General features: G+C 65.7%; 18 protein-coding genes. 12 read left to right on the top strand and 6 right to left on the bottom strand.

The window, feature by feature from the left end; genetic code table 11:
- Window positions 1–19 precede the first annotated feature (19 nt).
- On the bottom strand, window positions 20–1,270 hold the full coding sequence (locus tag HT051_RS12205; RefSeq protein ID WP_174542288.1) for a sarcosine oxidase subunit beta family protein: 1,251 nt from the start codon (window positions 1,268–1,270) through the stop codon (window positions 20–22).
- Window positions 1,271–1,377: 107 nt separating this feature from the next.
- Here HT051_RS12205 and HT051_RS12200 point away from each other — a divergent pair, with 107 nt between their 5' ends.
- The gene (locus tag HT051_RS12200; RefSeq protein ID WP_174542287.1) at window positions 1,378–2,376 is read left to right on the top strand and encodes a GlxA family transcriptional regulator; all 999 of its coding nucleotides are present in this window, start codon (window positions 1,378–1,380) and stop codon (window positions 2,374–2,376) included.
- Here the strand turns inward: HT051_RS12200 and cobS are convergent.
- The gene (gene cobS / locus HT051_RS12195) at window positions 2,351–3,097 is read right to left on the bottom strand and encodes an adenosylcobinamide-GDP ribazoletransferase (protein WP_174542286.1); all 747 of its coding nucleotides are present in this window, start codon (window positions 3,095–3,097) and stop codon (window positions 2,351–2,353) included. The genes HT051_RS12200 and cobS overlap by 26 nt on opposite strands.
- Window positions 3,094–3,705, bottom strand: a complete 612-nt coding sequence (locus tag HT051_RS12190; RefSeq protein WP_246810077.1) for a histidine phosphatase family protein — start codon at window positions 3,703–3,705, stop codon at window positions 3,094–3,096. Before HT051_RS12190 ends, cobS begins: the two co-directional genes overlap by 4 nt.
- Window positions 3,706–3,906: 201 nt before the next feature.
- Between HT051_RS12190 and HT051_RS12185 the strand changes: the two genes are divergently transcribed.
- On the top strand, window positions 3,907–4,248 hold the full coding sequence (locus tag HT051_RS12185) for a DUF2946 family protein (protein WP_174542285.1): 342 nt from the start codon (window positions 3,907–3,909) through the stop codon (window positions 4,246–4,248).
- A gap of 132 nt (window positions 4,249–4,380) precedes the next feature.
- Window positions 4,381–6,756: a TonB-dependent receptor gene (locus tag HT051_RS12180; RefSeq protein WP_246810076.1), complete on the top strand. Its 2,376-nt coding sequence runs from the start codon at window positions 4,381–4,383 to the stop codon at window positions 6,754–6,756.
- 67 nt (window positions 6,757–6,823) lie between these two features.
- Here the strand turns inward: HT051_RS12180 and HT051_RS12175 are convergent, their stop codons facing one another.
- The 3 genes from HT051_RS12175 to msrB all read right to left on the bottom strand — a co-directional run bounded on the left by HT051_RS12175 (window position 6,824) and on the right by msrB (window position 9,446).
- Entirely contained in the window at window positions 6,824–8,365 is a 1,542-nt protein-coding gene (locus HT051_RS12175; RefSeq protein ID WP_174542283.1) for a class I adenylate-forming enzyme family protein, read from the bottom strand.
- Between the two features lie 101 nt (window positions 8,366–8,466).
- A complete protein-coding gene (msrA, locus tag HT051_RS12170; RefSeq protein ID WP_174542282.1) occupies window positions 8,467–8,991 on the bottom strand; it encodes a peptide-methionine (S)-S-oxide reductase MsrA in 525 nt (174 codons plus the stop codon).
- A complete protein-coding gene (msrB, locus tag HT051_RS12165; RefSeq protein ID WP_174542281.1) occupies window positions 8,988–9,446 on the bottom strand; it encodes a peptide-methionine (R)-S-oxide reductase MsrB in 459 nt (152 codons plus the stop codon). Before msrB ends, msrA begins: the two co-directional genes overlap by 4 nt.
- 198 nt (window positions 9,447–9,644) lie before the next feature.
- Between msrB and atpD the strand changes: the two genes are divergently transcribed.
- The 9 genes from atpD to HT051_RS12120 are packed head-to-tail and all read left to right on the top strand — an operon-like array spanning window position 9,645 to window position 16,212.
- Window positions 9,645–11,108 carry a F0F1 ATP synthase subunit beta gene (atpD, locus tag HT051_RS12160; RefSeq protein ID WP_174542280.1) on the top strand — a complete coding sequence of 488 codons (1,464 nt, stop codon included), beginning with the start codon at window positions 9,645–9,647 and terminating at the stop codon, window positions 11,106–11,108.
- Window positions 11,105–11,569 (top strand): F0F1 ATP synthase subunit epsilon, encoded by a 465-nt coding sequence (locus tag HT051_RS12155; protein WP_174542279.1) that lies wholly within the window; start codon window positions 11,105–11,107, stop codon window positions 11,567–11,569. Before atpD ends, HT051_RS12155 begins: the two co-directional genes overlap by 4 nt.
- The gene (locus HT051_RS12150; protein WP_174542278.1) at window positions 11,562–11,867 is read left to right on the top strand and encodes an AtpZ/AtpI family protein; all 306 of its coding nucleotides are present in this window, start codon (window positions 11,562–11,564) and stop codon (window positions 11,865–11,867) included. The genes HT051_RS12155 and HT051_RS12150 overlap by 8 nt, the downstream gene beginning before the upstream one ends.
- Window positions 11,867–12,130 (top strand): ATP synthase subunit I, encoded by a 264-nt coding sequence (locus HT051_RS12145; RefSeq protein ID WP_174542277.1) that lies wholly within the window; start codon window positions 11,867–11,869, stop codon window positions 12,128–12,130. Before HT051_RS12150 ends, HT051_RS12145 begins: the two co-directional genes overlap by 1 nt.
- On the top strand, window positions 12,127–12,804 hold the full coding sequence (atpB, locus tag HT051_RS12140; protein WP_174542276.1) for a F0F1 ATP synthase subunit A: 678 nt from the start codon (window positions 12,127–12,129) through the stop codon (window positions 12,802–12,804). The genes HT051_RS12145 and atpB overlap by 4 nt, the downstream gene beginning before the upstream one ends.
- Before the next feature lie 8 nt (window positions 12,805–12,812).
- Complete coding sequence (locus tag HT051_RS12135) at window positions 12,813–13,055, top strand: F0F1 ATP synthase subunit C (RefSeq protein ID WP_174542275.1); 243 nt, start codon at window positions 12,813–12,815, stop codon at window positions 13,053–13,055.
- Between the two features lies 1 nt (window position 13,056).
- Window positions 13,057–13,815 carry a hypothetical protein gene (locus HT051_RS12130; RefSeq protein ID WP_174542274.1) on the top strand — a complete coding sequence of 253 codons (759 nt, stop codon included), beginning with the start codon at window positions 13,057–13,059 and terminating at the stop codon, window positions 13,813–13,815.
- Window positions 13,812–15,386, top strand: a complete 1,575-nt coding sequence (locus HT051_RS12125; protein ID WP_174542273.1) for a F0F1 ATP synthase subunit alpha — start codon at window positions 13,812–13,814, stop codon at window positions 15,384–15,386. Before HT051_RS12130 ends, HT051_RS12125 begins: the two co-directional genes overlap by 4 nt.
- Window positions 15,364–16,212: a F0F1 ATP synthase subunit gamma gene (locus tag HT051_RS12120; RefSeq protein ID WP_174542272.1), complete on the top strand. Its 849-nt coding sequence runs from the start codon at window positions 15,364–15,366 to the stop codon at window positions 16,210–16,212. The genes HT051_RS12125 and HT051_RS12120 overlap by 23 nt, the downstream gene beginning before the upstream one ends.
- Window positions 16,213–16,290 lie beyond the last annotated feature (78 nt).

The following is a 16,290-nucleotide window of genomic DNA, read 5'->3' as shown; positions in this document are numbered from 1 at the left end:
TCGCTTCCTATCCGTCCCGCTAATGCAGATTGGGCTGGGCGCCCATGCCCTTCTCGTCGATCATCGCGCCGCGCTGGAAGCGGTCGAGCCGGTAGGCGGCCGCGACCGGGTGCGGCTCGTCGCGCGCGATCAGATGGGCGTAGGTGAAGCCGGAGGCGGGCGTCGCCTTGAAGCCGCCATAGCACCAGCCGCCGTTGAAATAGAGCCCGTCGATCGAGGTGCGGTCGATGAAGGGCGAGCCGTCCATCGACATATCCATGATGCCGCCCCAGCCGCGAAGCAGCCGCGCCCGGCCGATCATCGGCATGACCGCCATGCCGCCCTCGCAGACATCCTCCACCACCGGCAAGCCGCCGCGCTGGGCGTAGGAGTTGTAGCCGTCGAGATCGCCGCCGAAGACCAGCCCGCCCTTGTCCGACTGGCTGACATAGAAATGCCCCGCGCCAAAGGTGACAACGCCCGGAATGGTCGGCTTCAACCCTTCGGAGACGAAGGCCTGCAGCACGTGGCTCTCGATGGGAAGCCGCATCCCGGCGAGGCTCATCACCCGGCTGGAGGAGCCGGCGACGCAGACGGCGACCTTCTTCGCGGAGATCTTGCCGCGGCTGGTCTCCACCCCGCGGCAGACCCCGTCCTCGATCTGGAAGCCGGTGACCTCGCAATTCTGGATGATGTCGACGCCGCGCTCGTCCGCCCCGCGGGCATAGCCCCAGGCGACGGCGTCGTGGCGCACCGTGCCGCCGCGCGGCTGCATCAAGCCGCCCTTGATGGGAAAGCGCGCATTGTCGAAATCGAGGAACGGGCAGAGCCGGCGCACCTCGTCCTGGCTCAGCATCACCGCATCGGCGCCGGCCATCCGCATGGCATTGGCGCGGCGCAGGTAAGCCGCTTGCTGCCCGTCGTTATGGTAGAGATTGATGATCCCGCGCTGCGAGACCATGGCGTTGTAGTTGAAATCCTGCTCCAGCCCTTCCCACAGCTTCATCGAGAATTCGTAGAACGGCTCGTTGCCGGGTAGCAGGTAGTTGGAGCGGATGATGGTGGTGTTGCGGCCGATATTGCCGGAGCCGAGCCAGCCTTTCTCCAGCACCGCCACATTGGTGATGCCGAACTCCTTGGCCAGGTAATAGGCGGTGGCGAGCCCGTGGCCGCCCGCACCGACGATGACCACGTCATACGCCTCGCGCGGCTCAGGATTGCGCCACACCGGCGTCCAGCCGGTATTCCCCTTAAGCCCCTCGGCGAGGATCTTCAGCAGTGAATAGCGCATCGGCGGCAATCGCTCCGTCTGGTTCAGACCAAAACGTTGACCTGGCTTTGGGTGTCTGACTTCTCTATTGTGGTCGGAAATTATCGAGAAATAGTCATGACAAGCCTATGAACGCCCGTCAGCCCGGCACCTACCGCATCTGCTTCCTGCTCATCGACGGCTTCGCCCTGATGTCCTATGCGGCAACGGAGGAGCCGTTGCGCGCGGCGAATATCCTCGCCGGGCGCACCGTCTATGAGATGCATCACGCCGCCGTCTCCGGCGATCACGCCACCAGCTCCAGCGGTGCGCGGATCGAGGCCGATGTGAAGCTCGGCCGCGATTTCGACTTCGATCTGGTGCTGGTGATGGCCGGCGGCGATCCGGTGAGCTTCCACGACGAGGCCACCTTCAGCTGGCTGCGGGCGCTGGCCCGCCACGGCGTGCGCCTCGGCGGCGTTTCCGGCGGACCCGTCATCCTTGCTGCCGCCGGGGTGATGGAAGGGCGGCGCATGACGGTGCATTGGGAGCATGCCGGCGCGCTCGCCGAGATCTATCCCGACCTCCTGATCGAGCGGACGCTCTTCGTCATCGATCGCGACCGAATCACCTCCGCCGGGGGCACCGCGCCGCTGGATCTGATCTACGCCTTTCTCGCCGAGCGTCACGGCCCGGGCTTCGCCCGCCAGGTCGGCGACTGGTTCATGCAGACCGAGGTGCGCCCCTCCGGCGGTCCCCAGCGTGCTGGTCTCGTGGAGCGCCACGGCACCACCGAAGCGGCGGTGATCCGCGCCATCGAGGCGATGGAGAACCACATCGCCGATCCGTTGCGCCTGGCGCAGCTCGCCGAGCTTTCCGGCACCGGCCCGCGCCAGCTCAACCGGCTGTTCCGCGAACGGCTTGGCCGCAGCACCATGGAATTTTATCGCCGGCTTCGCATCGATATGGCCCGCAGCCTGCTGCGGCAATCGACCCTGTCCCTGACCGAGATCGCGCTCGCCACCGGCTTTGCCACCTCGGCGCATTTCTCCAGCGCCTTCCGCGAGGCGCTGGGCGTCAGCCCCTCGGCGTTCCGCAAAGGGGAGTCCGGGACGGCCGCCGCTAGCCCCCGATCGACAGCACAATGACCGCCAGAAGCAGCAGCACCGTCTCGGTGACCTCAATACTGGCGCCGAGGCAGTCGCCGGTGATGCCGCCGAGCCGCTGCCGCCAATAGAGCGCGATCGCCGGAACCACGGCGAGGGCGGCGAGCAGTATCGGATCGAACCAGAAGCTGAGCGCGGCGAGCACCACCGCACCGCCGATCATCGCCGGCTTGCTGATCTGCCAAGAGAAGCGGTCGCCGGTGCCTTTGGCATAGGGCGGCACCATCAGGCTCCAGACTTGCGGCCCCCAGCGCGCCCAGGCGGGAATCAGCACCAGCACCGGCATTGCCGCGGCGAGGGAAGAGGCGGCGGCAAGCTGCATCAGCAAGAGCAGCTTGGCGAAAAGCTGCAGCAAGATCGCGACCACGCCGAACGTGCCGATATGGGGATCGCGCATCACCTCCAGGAATCGCTGCGGCGAGCGGTGCGCCGCCCCCATGGCATCGGCCACATCGCCCAGCCCGTCGAGATGCAGCGCGCCGGTGATCCAAACCCAGACCAGAAGCGCGAACAAGGCGGCGAGTAGCGGCGAGATTTGTCCGCCGAGCAGGAAGGCGGCCGCCAGGCAAAGCCCGATCACCAGCCCCGCCAGCGGGAACCAGCCGGCCGCGCGCGAAAGATCCGCCGGGTTGAACGTCTTGAGACGGGGCGTCGGCAGCCTGGTCAGAAACTGAAAGGCATGGATCAGGCCGCTCAAAGTCATGGTTGTCCGATCTCGATGATTTCGCCCCAGAACGCGCCGCTTTCGTCTTGCCCGAAGCGCAGCTTCAGCCGTGTGCCATAGCCGATCCGCAGCGTCCAGAGATGCGCAAACGGAATATTGCAGGTGACGGCCACCGCCGCGCGGATCGGCCCGCCATGGGTGACCACCAGCGCCGCCGCCCTATCCGCGTCTGTGTCATCCGCCTCATCGGCGATGCGGGAGAGCGCCCGCTCCACCCGCGCCCGAAGAGAGGCCCAGCTTTCGCCGCCGGGCGGGACGGCATCCTCGCGTCTGTAGAGCGCATCCAGCGCCGCCGCCGTCTCGACGTCTTTGCGCAGCTCTCCCGGATGCCGCCCGTCGAAAGCGCCGAAATCGAGCTCCGCCCAATCCTCGTCGACCCGCAGCGACAGGCCTTGCGTGCCGGCGAGCGTCTCCGCCGCTGCGCGTGCACGGGCGAGCGGCGAGCTCACTACCAGCGGCCAATTTCCGCCCTCCGTCTGCCGCGCAAATTGCTGCCAGCCGAGCGGCGAGAGGGCGGAATCGGTCCGCCCTAGCAGCAGGCCGGGCGTCTCGGTCTCGCCATGGCGGATCAGATCGATCAGAGGCACGTGCGGTCTTTCGGAGTTCGGTAGGTAGCCGGAATGGACGCCATGGGGAGGGGCGCCGTCAAGCTGGGCGGAATTCCTCCCGCAAAGATTGCCAGGCTTCCATCTTGCCCGGCGGGGCAGGATGTCTCATTGTCCCGCGCTTCGACCGCAGGGAATAGTTGTAGGGTTATGGGGGGATTTAGACACGGAATCTGGCGGCGCATGGCCGGAGCTCTCGGGCTTCTCGGCGTGCTGTTCTATGCCGCGCTGATCCCCGGTCATCTGGTCTCCCAGACCGTCACGGCTCTCGTTCAGTCGGAGCTCGGTAGCGTCGTCATCTGTCATAGCGACGGCTCCCAGGACTCCGACCGCCAGAAGGCCGATCACGGCTGTCCCTTCTGTCACGGCCATGCGGGCTTTCAGCTCGCCGCGCTCGGCGCCGGCCTTGCCTTCCAGCTGCCGCCGGTCCCGCCGCGCGTCTTTCTGCCGGCCTCCGATGAGATCGGGGCCGGGCACCGCAGCATCACCCCGCAAAGCCGCGGGCCCCCGCACATCTCCGCCTGACAATCGCTTCAACCTATCGCGCCGGCCAACGGCGCGAGCTTATTTGTCTGAACGGGGGATGCCGCCATGCCGGCTCGTCGTCGCGCAGCCTTTGCCTGCGCAATTGTTTTCGCCTGCATTGCAGGTCCTGCGATGGCGCAGGAAAATGCCACATCGTCGGGCCAGTCGGCCCAAATCGATCAAACCGCCGAGGAGGTCATGGTGCCGCCGGTCGAGGTGGTCCAGCCGCCGGTCCCAACCCCGGTGCCGGTCTATCGCCCGCCCACGCGGTCCACAGCCAGCACCGGTGCCCCCGCTGCAGCGCCGATGCCGCCCGAACCGGTCATGACCCCGCTGCCCAGCGCCAGCCAGCCGGCAGGGATGCCGTCGAGCGTGCGCAACATCGCCGCCCAGCGCGCCGAAACCAGCGATACCGCAGCGCTGCTGAACGGCATTCCCGGCGGCGCCACCTATAGCGCAGGCGGCGTCTCGGGCCTTCCCTATCTCAACGGCCTCGCCGCGGACCGCCTCACCACCCAAGTCGGCGGCATGGATCTGATCGCCGCTTGCGCCAATCAGATGAACCCGCCGCTTTCTTATGTCGCCCCCTCGCAAGTCGGCTCCATCGAGGTCTATTCCGCCCTCGTGCCGGTCAGCGTCGGCGGCGATGCGGTGGGCGGCGCTATCGTGGTCAACCCGCCGGCCCCGGTCTTCGCCGCCGCCAAGCAGGGCATCGCCACCTCCGCTGAGATCGGCTCCTATTACCGCACCAATGGCGATGCTTATGGCGGCAATGCTTCCGCCTCTGCCGCGACGCAGAATTTCAGCATCCGCTATGACGGCTCCTATGCGGCATCGGGCAATTACAGCGCCGGCGGCAGCTTCAAGCCGGCCGGACCCGCGTTCACGCAGGTGCCCTCCGTGCCGGTCTCGATCCCCTGGCTGCGCGGCAACGAGGTGGGGTCTTCGGCCTACGAGGCCCAGAACCACAACGTCTCGGTGGCTGCCCGCAACCGCAATCACTTGCTGCAGTTCGATCTCGGCATCCAGAACATCCCGTTCCAGAACTATCCGAACCAGCGGATGGACATGACCGCGAACAACACCCTGCAGGCCAATCTCCGCTACACCGGCGAATACGATTGGGGTGTGCTGGAGGCCCAGGCCTATCACCAGAATGTCCGTCACGAGATGGATTTCGGCGACGACAAGCAATTCTACTATCAGAACATGATGACCGGCATCGTCGCCCCGGGCATGCCGATGAAGACCAAGGCGCTGAACACCGGCGCCAAGATCAAGGCCAGCATCGACGTAACGGATCAGCATATCCTGCGCGTCGGCAGCGAATATCAGCACTACGATTACAACGACTGGTGGCCGCCATCGCCGCGCAATCTGCCCGCCGGTGCGATGAGCATGATGGCTCCGGACACCTTCCTCAACATCAATGACGGCAAGCGCGATCGCTTCGATGTCTTCGCCGAGTGGGAGGCCAAATGGAGCAACCGCTGGACCACGCAGCTCGGCGTCCGCTCCGACACGGTGATGATGGATACCGGCCCGGTGCATGGCTACAACGCCATGTACGATGCCGCGCCGCTTTTCCCGGCAACGACCTTCAACAATGCCGACCGCAGCCGCACCGACCAGAATTGGGACGTGACGGCGGAAGCCTTCTATAAGCCGGACGAGCGCAAGACCTACTCCTTCGGCTATGCCCGCAAAGCCCGCTCGCCCAATCTCTACGAGCGCTACACCTGGTCCAACGTGATGATGGCCATGGAGATGAATGGCTGGTTCGGCGACGGCAACTACTATATCGGCAATCTCGATCTCGACCCGGAAGTCGCCCATACCATCAGCGCCACCGCGGATTGGCACAAGCCGGACGACCGGGCCGGGCTGAAGGTCACGCCGTACTACACCTATATCCAGGACTATATCGGCGTGCGCCGCTGCCCCGTCGGGGTTTGCGGCAATTCGCAAGCGGTGCGGGACAGCCTGACGGCTAAGGAAGGGTTTGTCTTCCTGCAATTCGCCAATCAGGATGCCAGCCTGTTCGGCGTGGATCTGTCCGGTCACATGACCTTGGCGGAAGATACCCGCTACGGCACCTTCACCGCGCGCGGATTGCTGTCCTACACATACGGCGAAAACACTGAGCTGGACGATAATCTCTACCACATCATGCCGGTCAACTCGGCGCTCGCCCTGGAGCAGAAGCTCGGCCGCTGGACCAACACCGTCGAGACCCAACTCGTCGGCGCCAAGACCAAAGTCTCGCAAGTTCATAACGAGGTGGAGACCGGCGCCTACGCGCTGCTGCACCTTAGAACCTCCTATCAGGGGAAGAGATGGCGGCTCGATCTTGGTGTCGAGAATGTCTTCGATACCTATTACGAGCTTCCCTTAGGCGGGCTCTATCTCGGCCAGGGCGCGACCATGTCCGCCGGCGGCGTGCCCTGGGGCATCCCGGTCCCCGGCATGGGCCGCTCCTTCTATGTCGCGGCGAATATGAAGTTCTAACCGCTGCCGCACATCGCAAGAAAGACGCCCGCATCGGGGACCGGTGCGGGCGTCTTTGCGTGAGAGATCAGGCCGGGCTGTGGCTCTTCTCGTATGCCTCGCGCAAGGCCCGGCGCAGCAGCTTGCCGTTGGCGCCTTTCGGTAAGGCCTCCACCTGCGCATAGATACGCGGACATTTATAGCCGGCCAGCCGCTCGGCGGCGAAACGCTCCAGCTCCTCGGTCGCAACGTCGGACTTCGCCACATAGAACGCCGCGATCACCGTGGTGTCGGCCTTCACCTGTACTTCGGCGGCCGCGCTCTCGGCGATGGCCGGATGAGCATTCAGCGCATGCTCCACCTCGATGGGCGAGACACGGATGCCGCCGGCATTCATCATATCGTCGGCGCGGCCGAGATAGGTCAGCGCCCCGTCCTCGCCCATGCGCACCATGTCGCCGGTCAAGAACCATTCGCCTTGAAAGCGCGCTTTCGTCTCGTCTTCCGCACCCCAATAGCACAGCATCAGTCCCGGATCGCGATGCGAGACAGAAAGCACCCCGGGCGCGCCGACGGCCACCGGTCCGTCCTCGCCGAGCACCGCCACGCGACGCCCAGTTTGCGGATAGCCCAGCGTGCCGGCAGGCGCCGGATGGCTCGGCGAGCCGGAGACGAAGGTGGAGCATTCCGACATGCCGAAGGCTTCGAACACCGGCGTGCCCGTCGCACTCTCCCAGGCGGCGCGGGTGGCATCGGGCAGCTTCTCGCCGGCGGAGAGCCCGTGGCGCAGGGCAGGCAGCTTCGGCAGGTCGTTTCGCAGCAGCCGGCGATAGATGCCGGGCGCGGCGGCGAACAATGTCGCCTCGTGCTCGGCGAGAAGCGCGCCCAGCTGGTCCGGCGTCACGCTCTTGTCCGGGATCAGCGACGTCGCGCCGACGGTCCATGGATCCATCAAGCCGGTGCCGAGCGTATAGGTCCAGTTGAAGGCGCCGGCATGCAGCAGCCGGTCGCTCTGTTTCAGCCCGTACCAGCCCTCCCACATCATCCGCCGCGCCCAGATCGCCCGATGAGCATGGGTGACGGCGCGGGGAGAACCGGAGGTGCCGGAGGTATAGATGATATAGGCGGGCCGCTCCGGATCGCCCATCGCATAGTCGGCCGGCGGCAGGGCATACATCTGCCGCATCGCCTCCGCCGAGATCACCGGGCAGGGCGGCTCCGGCGGCAGCGATAGCCCGTCCTCGGCCACGATCAGCGCAGGCGAGACATCGTCCGCGATCTGCGCTACTTCCGGCGCGGTCAGCAGCGATGAGGTCGGCACCGGAATGAGATCGGCGGCAATGCTTGCCAGATAGCAGACCGGGAATTCCACGCTGTTCCCCAGCCGCATCAGCACCCGGTCGCCGGGCCTCAAACCCTGATCCAGGAAGCCCCGCGCCGTCCCCAGCACGGCGGCCTCCAGCGCCGCATAGCTCCAGCGCTCAGCCCCGTCGGCGGAGAGCACGCAAAGCGCGCTTCTTTCGGCCAGATCTTGCGCGTGGCTGAGCACATAGGCGGCGAGATTGAAGGCGTGCGGGCAGGGCGGCGGCGGGCCCTGGTCGAAAATGGCAGGCTTTGAATTTGCAGACATGGCCGGCTTGGCTAAGCCTTCGGCGGCTCTGTTGCAAGCGCAAGGGGATCCGGCAGGCCGCCGCGCGGCCCGCCGGATCTCCCAATCAGTGCGTTTCGCGCTTACTCCGCGGCGGCCTGCTGCCGCTTCGGCAGCACCCAGCCTGGCCGGACGAAATGGCAGGTATAGCCGTTGGGGTAATTCTCCAGATAATCCTGGTGCTCCGGCTCGGCCTCCCAGAAATCGCTGGCCGGAACGACCTCCGTCACCACCTTGCCCGGCCAAAGCCCGGAAGCGTCGACATCGGCGATGGTGTCCAGCGCGGTCTCTTTCTGCGCCTCGCTGGTATAGAAGATCGCCGAGCGGTAGCTGCGGCCCATATCGTTGCCCTGGCGGTCCTTGGTGGTCGGATCGTGAATCTGGAAGAAGAACTCCAGCAGCTTGCGGTAGCTCAGCTTCGCCGGATCGAACACGATCTCGATCGCCTCGGCATGGTCGCCGTGATTGCGATAGGTGGCGTTGGGAACGTCGCCGCCGGTATAGCCGACCCGGGTGGAGAGCACGCCGGGATAGCGCCGCAGCAGATCCTGCATGCCCCAGAAGCAGCCGCCCGCCAGAACCGCGCGTTCGCTCGTCTCTGCCGTCATTTGTTTGCTCCTTCCGTGTCGAACAGCTTCAGATAGTCGCCATAGCCTTCCGCCTCCAGCTCATCCACCGGGATGAAGCGGAGCGAGGCGGAGTTGATGCAATAGCGAAGCCCGCCGGTCTCCTGCGGCCCGTCCTCGAAGACATGGCCGAGATGAGAGTCGCCATGGGTGGAGCGAACCTCGGTGCGCACCATGCCGTGGCTGGTGTCGGAATTCTCCAGCACATGGCTCTCTTCCACCGGCTTGGTGAAGCTCGGCCAGCCGCAATGGCTGTCATACTTGTCTTTCGACGAGAATAGCGGCTCGCCGGAGACGATGTCGACATAGAGCCCCGGCGCGTGATTGTCCCAGAATTCATTGCTGAACGGCCGCTCGGTGCCGCTTTCCTGGGTCACGCGATACTGCTCGGGGGTCAGTTGCGAGATGGCTTCGGGATTTTTTGTATATTTCGGCATTCGAAACCTCCATTTGCGTATCCCCGATATGGGAAGCCCGCCGCTCAAACCCGAATAACGATTTCGTCATCGCTTTCGGGCTGTTGTCGGCATGCGGCGCACCGTCTCGCTTGGGCCTAAGGTCCATTCAGTAAAGCGAAACCGGTATAAGATACAGAACGTGACTGCAGCGATTTCCGGAGGCAAGCTTTCTTGCCGATGCAGGCCGAAACCAAAACACATCGCGGCAAGCCCGCGCAAAACGAGGCAACGAAGCCCAAAGCCGGCACGGTTTCCGGCGTGGTCGGCTCCATTGTCGATGTGGAGTTCGAGGCCGGGCCGCTGCCCGTTATCAACCGCGCACTAGAGGTTGCCGGCGACCAGGGCGAGCCCATCGTGCTCGAGGTGCAGCAGCAGCTCGATATCCATACCGTGCGCTGCGTCGCCATGGGCGATACCTCAGGGCTGGCTTGCGGCGCGGCTGTCACCGACACCGGCGCGCCGATCTCCGTTCCCGTCGGCGAAGCGATGCTCGGGCGCATGATTAATGTCACCGGCCGCGCCATTGACGGGGGCAAAAGCTTTCCCGCCAAGACGCCGCATCTTCCCATCCACCGCGATCCGCCGCCGCTCGACAAGCAGACCGGCGCGCCGGAAGTTCTGTTCACCGGCATCAAGGTGATCGATCTTCTGGCCCCGCTCGCCCGCGGCGGCAAGGCGGCCATGTTCGGCGGTGCCGGCGTCGGCAAGACCGTGCTGATTATGGAGCTGATCCACACCACGGGCGAGAAATATGCCGGGCTCTCCATCTTCGCCGGCATCGGCGAGCGCTCCCGCGAGGGCCACGAACTCTGGGAGGAGCTGAAGCGCACCGGCGTGATCGACCGCACCGCGCTTGTCTTCGGCCAGATGAACGAGCCGCCGGGCACGCGCTGGCGCGTCGGGCTCAGCGCCCTCACCATCGCCGAATATTTCCGCGACCAGATGCAGAAGGACGTGCTGTTCCTGATCGATAATGTGTTCCGCTTCCTGCAGGCGGGTAGCGAGGTCTCAGGCCTCCTCGGGCGGCTTCCCTCGCAAGTCGGTTATCAGCCGACGCTTGCCACCGAGATCGCCGATCTGGAGGAGCGCATCACCTCGGTGCGCGGTGCGGCGGTCACCTCGATCCAGGCGGTCTATGTCCCGGCCGACGATTTCACCGATCCGGCCGTCGCCAATATCTTCACCCATCTGGACGCCTCCATCGTGCTCAGCCGCGATATGGCGAGCCAGGGACTTTATCCGGCGGTCGATCCGCTGGATTCCTCCTCCATCATGCTCGACACCCGCATCGTCGGCGAGCGCCATCACCGCGTGGCGGAAGACTGCCGCCGCGTGATCGAGCATTACCGCGAGCTGCAGGAGATCATCTCGCTGCTCGGCATGGGCGAGCTCAGCACCGAGGACCGCCAGGCGGTGCGCCGCGCCCGCCGCCTGGTGCGCTTCCTCACCCAGCCCTTCGCCGTCACCGCCCAATTCACCGGCGAGACTGGCGCTTCGGTGTCCATCGAGGATACGCTCACCGGTTGCGAGGCGATCCTGAATGGCGAGACCGACGCTTGGGACGAAGCCTCCCTCTATATGATCGGCACGCTGGAGGATGCCCGCGCCAAGCAAGAGAAAGTGCAGAAGGCGGGATCATGAAATTGCAGATCGTCACGCCGCTGGAGATTGCCGCCGATATCGACGATGTCGTCTCGCTCCGTGCCGACGATCCAACGGGCTCGTTCACGATCTGGCCGCATCATGCCGATTTTCTCACTACGCTGGCCATCACCGTGGTGGAATGGAAGACCGGCTCCGGCGGCACCGGCCATGTCGCGGTGCGCGGCGGCATCCTGCGCGTCGAGGCAGGCGAGAGGATCGAGATCGCCACCCGCCAGGCCATCTCCGGCCCGACCCTGGAGAAGCTCGGCCCTGCCGTGCTCGACGAGCTGCGCGACGAGGCGGAAGCCGAAGCCAAGACCCGCACCGGAGCCGCGCGTTTGCATATGGGGCTGATGCGCCAGCTGAACCGCTATCTGCAAACCCGCCGCGGCTTCTACGTGCCGCGCGCCGGGGGATTTGCCGCCGGCGGGGAGGATGAGATATCCGCCGATGAATGACGAGCCAAAAGACGCCAACGGTGACGGCAAGCAGAACGGGCTTTACCGCTCCGTCGAACGGCGGACCGAACGCCGCGCCCGCTGGGAGCGCGAAGGCGAACGGCCGCTCTGGCAGAACCTCTCGATGATCGGCGCGTTTGGCTGGCTGGTGGTGGCGCCTGCCGTGCTCGGCGCGCTGCTCGGCCGCTGGCTCGACAAGATGTTCGACCAGGGCGTGTTTTGGACCGGAAGCCTGATTTTCCTCGGCGCCGGGCTCGGCTTCTATCTCGTCTGGCAGAGGATTCGAAACGACCCGTAATGCAGCTGGCTCTTCACATCGCTCTCTTCGCCGCAATCGGCATGGCGCTCGGCGCCGGCTTCTTCGCCCTGCTGCATAAGGAGGTCGGGCAGTTCGCCGATGGCACGCCTTCGGGCAAACTCGTCGCCCTGCATCTTGTGCGCCTTGTGGGCGCGGCGGGCCTGTTCTGGATCATCGCCCAATATGGCGCCGCCGCGCTGCTGGCCTCGCTTGCCGGGTTCACCCTCGTTCTTTTCAGCCTCAAGCCTTTGACCAGCTCATGACGCTTCAGCTGCATCCGCTCCAGACCGAGATCCTGTTTCATCTCGGACCCGTGCCGATCACCTCGGAGGTGACCACCACCTGGGCGATCATGGCGGTGCTGGTGGCAATCTCCTGGCTCGCCATGCGGCACGCCAAGGTCAAGGGCGGCTGGCTGCAAACGGTGGTCGAGGTCGCGGTGGAGGCCATCGCCGATCAGGTCGAAGCGATCCTCCGCGTCGATCCGTGGAAATACCTGCCGCTGCTCGCGACCCTCTTCATCTATCTCGTCTTCGCCAATCTTTCCGGCATGCTGCCGGGGGTCGAAGCGCCCACCGCCCATATCGAGACCCCGGCGGCGCTCGCCCTGATCGTGTTTTTCTCGGTGCAATTCTACGGGCTGAGGAGCCAAGGCCTGAAAGCCTATGCCAAGCGCTATCTGGAGCCGAACCCGCTGCTCCTGCCGCTCAACCTGGTGTCCCAGGTGACGCGCTCCTTCTCCCTGATGATGCGCCTGTTCGGCAACATGATGAGCCACGAGCTGGTGCTGGCCATCATCCTGTTTCTGGCCGGGCTGTTCGTTCCGGTTCCATTCATGCTGCTGGGCATTCTCATTGGCCTGATCCAGGCCTTTATCTTTACCGTTCTCGCCACGGTTTATATTGGCGGCGCCGTCGGCGGCGGCGAAGCAGGATAGGAGCGACTATGACCGTAGACATGTTGAGCATCATCGGGGCGGCGCTTGCCGTCTCCGTCGGGGCCATCGGCCCGGCCTTCGCCGAGGGCCGCGCCATTGCTGCGGCGATGGAGGCCATCGCCCGCCAGCCGGAAGCCTCCGGCACCATCTCCCGCACCTTGTTCGTCGGTCTGGCGATGATCGAGACCATGGCGATCTACTGCCTGGTGGTCGCCCTTCTGCTGCTCTACGCCAACCCCTTCACGCAGTGACATGACAATCGACTGGTGGACCCTTCTCCTCCAGACGGTGAACTTTCTTCTCCTCGTCTGGCTGCTGCAGCATTTCCTCTATAAGCCCGTGCGCGCGGTGATCGAGAAGCGCCGCGCCCTGGCCGAGCGGGCGCTGACGCAAGCCGAAGCGACCGAGAAGCAGGCCACCGCGGCGAAGGCGGATTTCGAGGCCAAGACCGCCGGGCTAGACGAGGCCCGCAAAGCCGAGCTGAAACAAGCGCACGAGACGGCGGAAGCGGAGGCCAAGAAGATCCTCGCCGATGCCAGGCAACAGGCCGATGCCATCCGCGCCGAGGCCAAAAGGGATGCCAAGGAAAGCCAGGCCGAAGCGGTCGCAGGCGTCAGAGAGGATATCGTGCAGACCGCCGTGAAGATGGCCGGCACCATCCTCGCCAAGACCGGCGATGGCGCGCTGAACGAGGTGTTTCTCGCCCGCCTGCTGGATCAGATCGGCAATCTGAGCAAGGAGGACCGCGCCCGCATCGATGGCGATATTGCATCCGGCGGCGCGCCGGAGATCGCCACGGCTGCCAAGCTTTCCAGGGCCGAGCAGGGGGCCTGGACCAAAAGCTTGCGCGCTGCCCTGAAATTCACGGGCGCGCCGCGCTATAGCGTCGACGCGGCCCTGCTGGGCGGGGCGGAGCTACGCTTTCCCCATGCCACCATCCGCTTCGCCTGGTCCGATCAGCTCAAGAAGGCCGGCGAGATCTTGCAGAACAGCCGGGGAGGCGCCGCATGAGCGATCTGGCGAAATGGCTCGCCGCGGCGCAAGGCGAGCTCGACCGGCTCGATGTCGAAGGCGCCTTCCAGCGCGTCGGCGTGGTGGAGCATTGCGGCGACGGCATCGCCACCGTCTCCGGCCTTCCCGGCATCAAGCTCAGCGGCCTGGTGAAGATCGGCGAGGAAGGGCTGGGGCTCGCCCTGTCTCTCAACAAGGACATCGCCCATTGTGTGCTGCTCTCGCCCAGCACCTCGGTCACCGCCGGCATGCAGGCCGTCGATACCCGCGCCATCGCCCGCGCCCCTGTTGGCGAGGGGCTGCTGGGCCGCGTCGTCGATCCGCTGGGGCGGCCACTCGATGGCGGCGATGCGATTAAGGCGGAGCGCTACGATCCGGTAGAGCGTCCCGCCCCCGGCATCATCGACCGCGACGTCGTGCATGAGCCGCTTTCCACCGGGCTGACCGTGGTCGATGCCATGATCCCGCTCGGCCGCGGCCAGCGCCAGCTGATCATCGGCGACCGCAAGACCGGCAAGACCGCAATCGGCGTCGACACCATTCTGAACCAGCGCGACAGCGATGTGATCTCGATCTACGCCGCCATCGGGCAGAAGGATTCCACCGTCGCCCGGGTGACCGAGACCATCCGCCAGCACGGCGCGCCGGAACGCAGCATCATCGTCGTCGGCGAGGCCGATGCGCCGCCCGGCCTGCAATGGCTGGCGCCTTACGCCGCTTGCGCCATGGCGGAATATTTCCGCGACAAGGGGCGTCATGCGCTGCTGGTGATCGACGATCTCACCAAACATGCCGCGGTCTATCGCGAGCTCTCGCTTCTGCTCCGCCGCCCGCCCGGCCGCGAGGCCTATCCGGGCGACGTGTTCTATATCCACTCCCGGCTTCTGGAACGCGCCGCCAAGCTTTCGGAAGCGAACGGCAGCGGCTCGCTCACCGCGCTCCCCATCGCCGAGACCCAGGCCGGCAATCTTTCCGCCTATATCCCGACCAATCTGATCTCCATCACCGACGGGCAGATCTATCTGGAGCCGAAGCTGTTCCACGAAGGGCATAAGCCGGCGGTGAATGTGGGCCTCAGCGTCTCCCGCGTCGGCGCCAAGGCCCAGCCGCCGGTGCTGAAGGATCTGGCCCAGAATCTCCGCCTCGCCTATGCCCAGTTCCTCGAGCTGGAAGTCTTCATGCGCTTCGGCGCCATCGTCGACGACCGTACCCGCCAGACCATCGAGCATGGCCGCCGCATCCGGGCGGTGCTGTCCCAGCCGGAGAACGCGCCCCTCACTCTCGCCGAGCAGGCCGGGCTGTTGCTGGCGGTGGAGGAGAAGCTGTTCGATGCGCTGCCGCTCTCTGCTGTGACCGCGCTGCAGGCCGCGCTCGCCGCCTCGCTGGCCAAGGATCTACCCGATCTGGCGGAGCGCATCGACAAAACCGGCGCCTTGTCCGACGACGACCGCGCCGCGCTGCTGGACTATCTCAAACAGACCTTGGCGAAGATCGCCCCGTCCGCGCCCCAAGAGAGCGCTGGACAACAACCTGCGGAAGACGCATCCGATGGAGCAGCTCGCCAGACTTAAGGCCCGGCTCACCACCCTTTCGGAGCTGGACGATATCATCGTCGCCATGCGCGCCATGGCGGCGGCTGCCTTGCAGGAGGGGCGCAAGGCGCTGCCCGCGGTCGGCCGCTATGCCGGCTTCATCGAGGAGGGCATCGCCGATGTCGCCGCGCTGCTCGATGCCACCGCCGAGCCGGCGTCCGATGGCGAGAATGGCGAGCCGGAGACCCTCTGCCTGATCGGCACCGAACATGGCTTTGTCGGCGATCTCAATGCCGAGCTTCTGGAGCGCGCAGAGATCCCGCCGGGCACCCGGCTGGTCCTGGTCGGACGGCGTCTGGAAGGGGCGGCCACGGAGCGCAAGCTCGAGCCTGCCGCTGTGCTGTCCATGACCACCCATATCGCCGGCGTGCCGCGGCTCGCCCGCCATATTGCCGAAGCCATCGGGCCGGCCAGCCATGTGCGCATCGCCACCGCCAAGCACGATCCCGGTCAAGCCGCGGCGGAGGTCGCTTCACGCCAGGTGCTGCCGGTCAAGCTGCCCGCGCCGGGCACCAGCACGCGGCCGCCGCCCTTGCATCAGCTGCCGCCGCGCGAATTGCTCGCCGAGCTGGCCGGCGAATATCTTCTCGCCGAGATCACCCGCGCCCTGATCGAGGCCATGGCGGCGGAGAACCAGATCCGCCTCGGCGTGCTCACCGCAGCCAGCCAGAACATTGCCGACAAGCTGGACGAGCTGAACCGCAAGGCGCGCAATCTCCGCCAGGAGACCATCACCACCGAGCTGCTCGATGTTGTCGTCGGCGCCGAAGCGGTGCTCGAGCCGGAAGGGCAGGGCGGCCGGTAAGCCGCCGCCACACGTTTCGAAGTGCGCGGCACGGACCCGATCATGCGGTCATGTCGCGCTATCCGGCCCGATATAGCG

Origin of the sequence: Methyloligella sp. GL2, assembly GCF_013341275.1 — a bacterium.
Lineage (GTDB): Bacteria > Pseudomonadota > Alphaproteobacteria > Rhizobiales > Methyloligellaceae > Methyloligella.
This window is presented reverse-complemented; position numbering and strand designations above follow the sequence as displayed.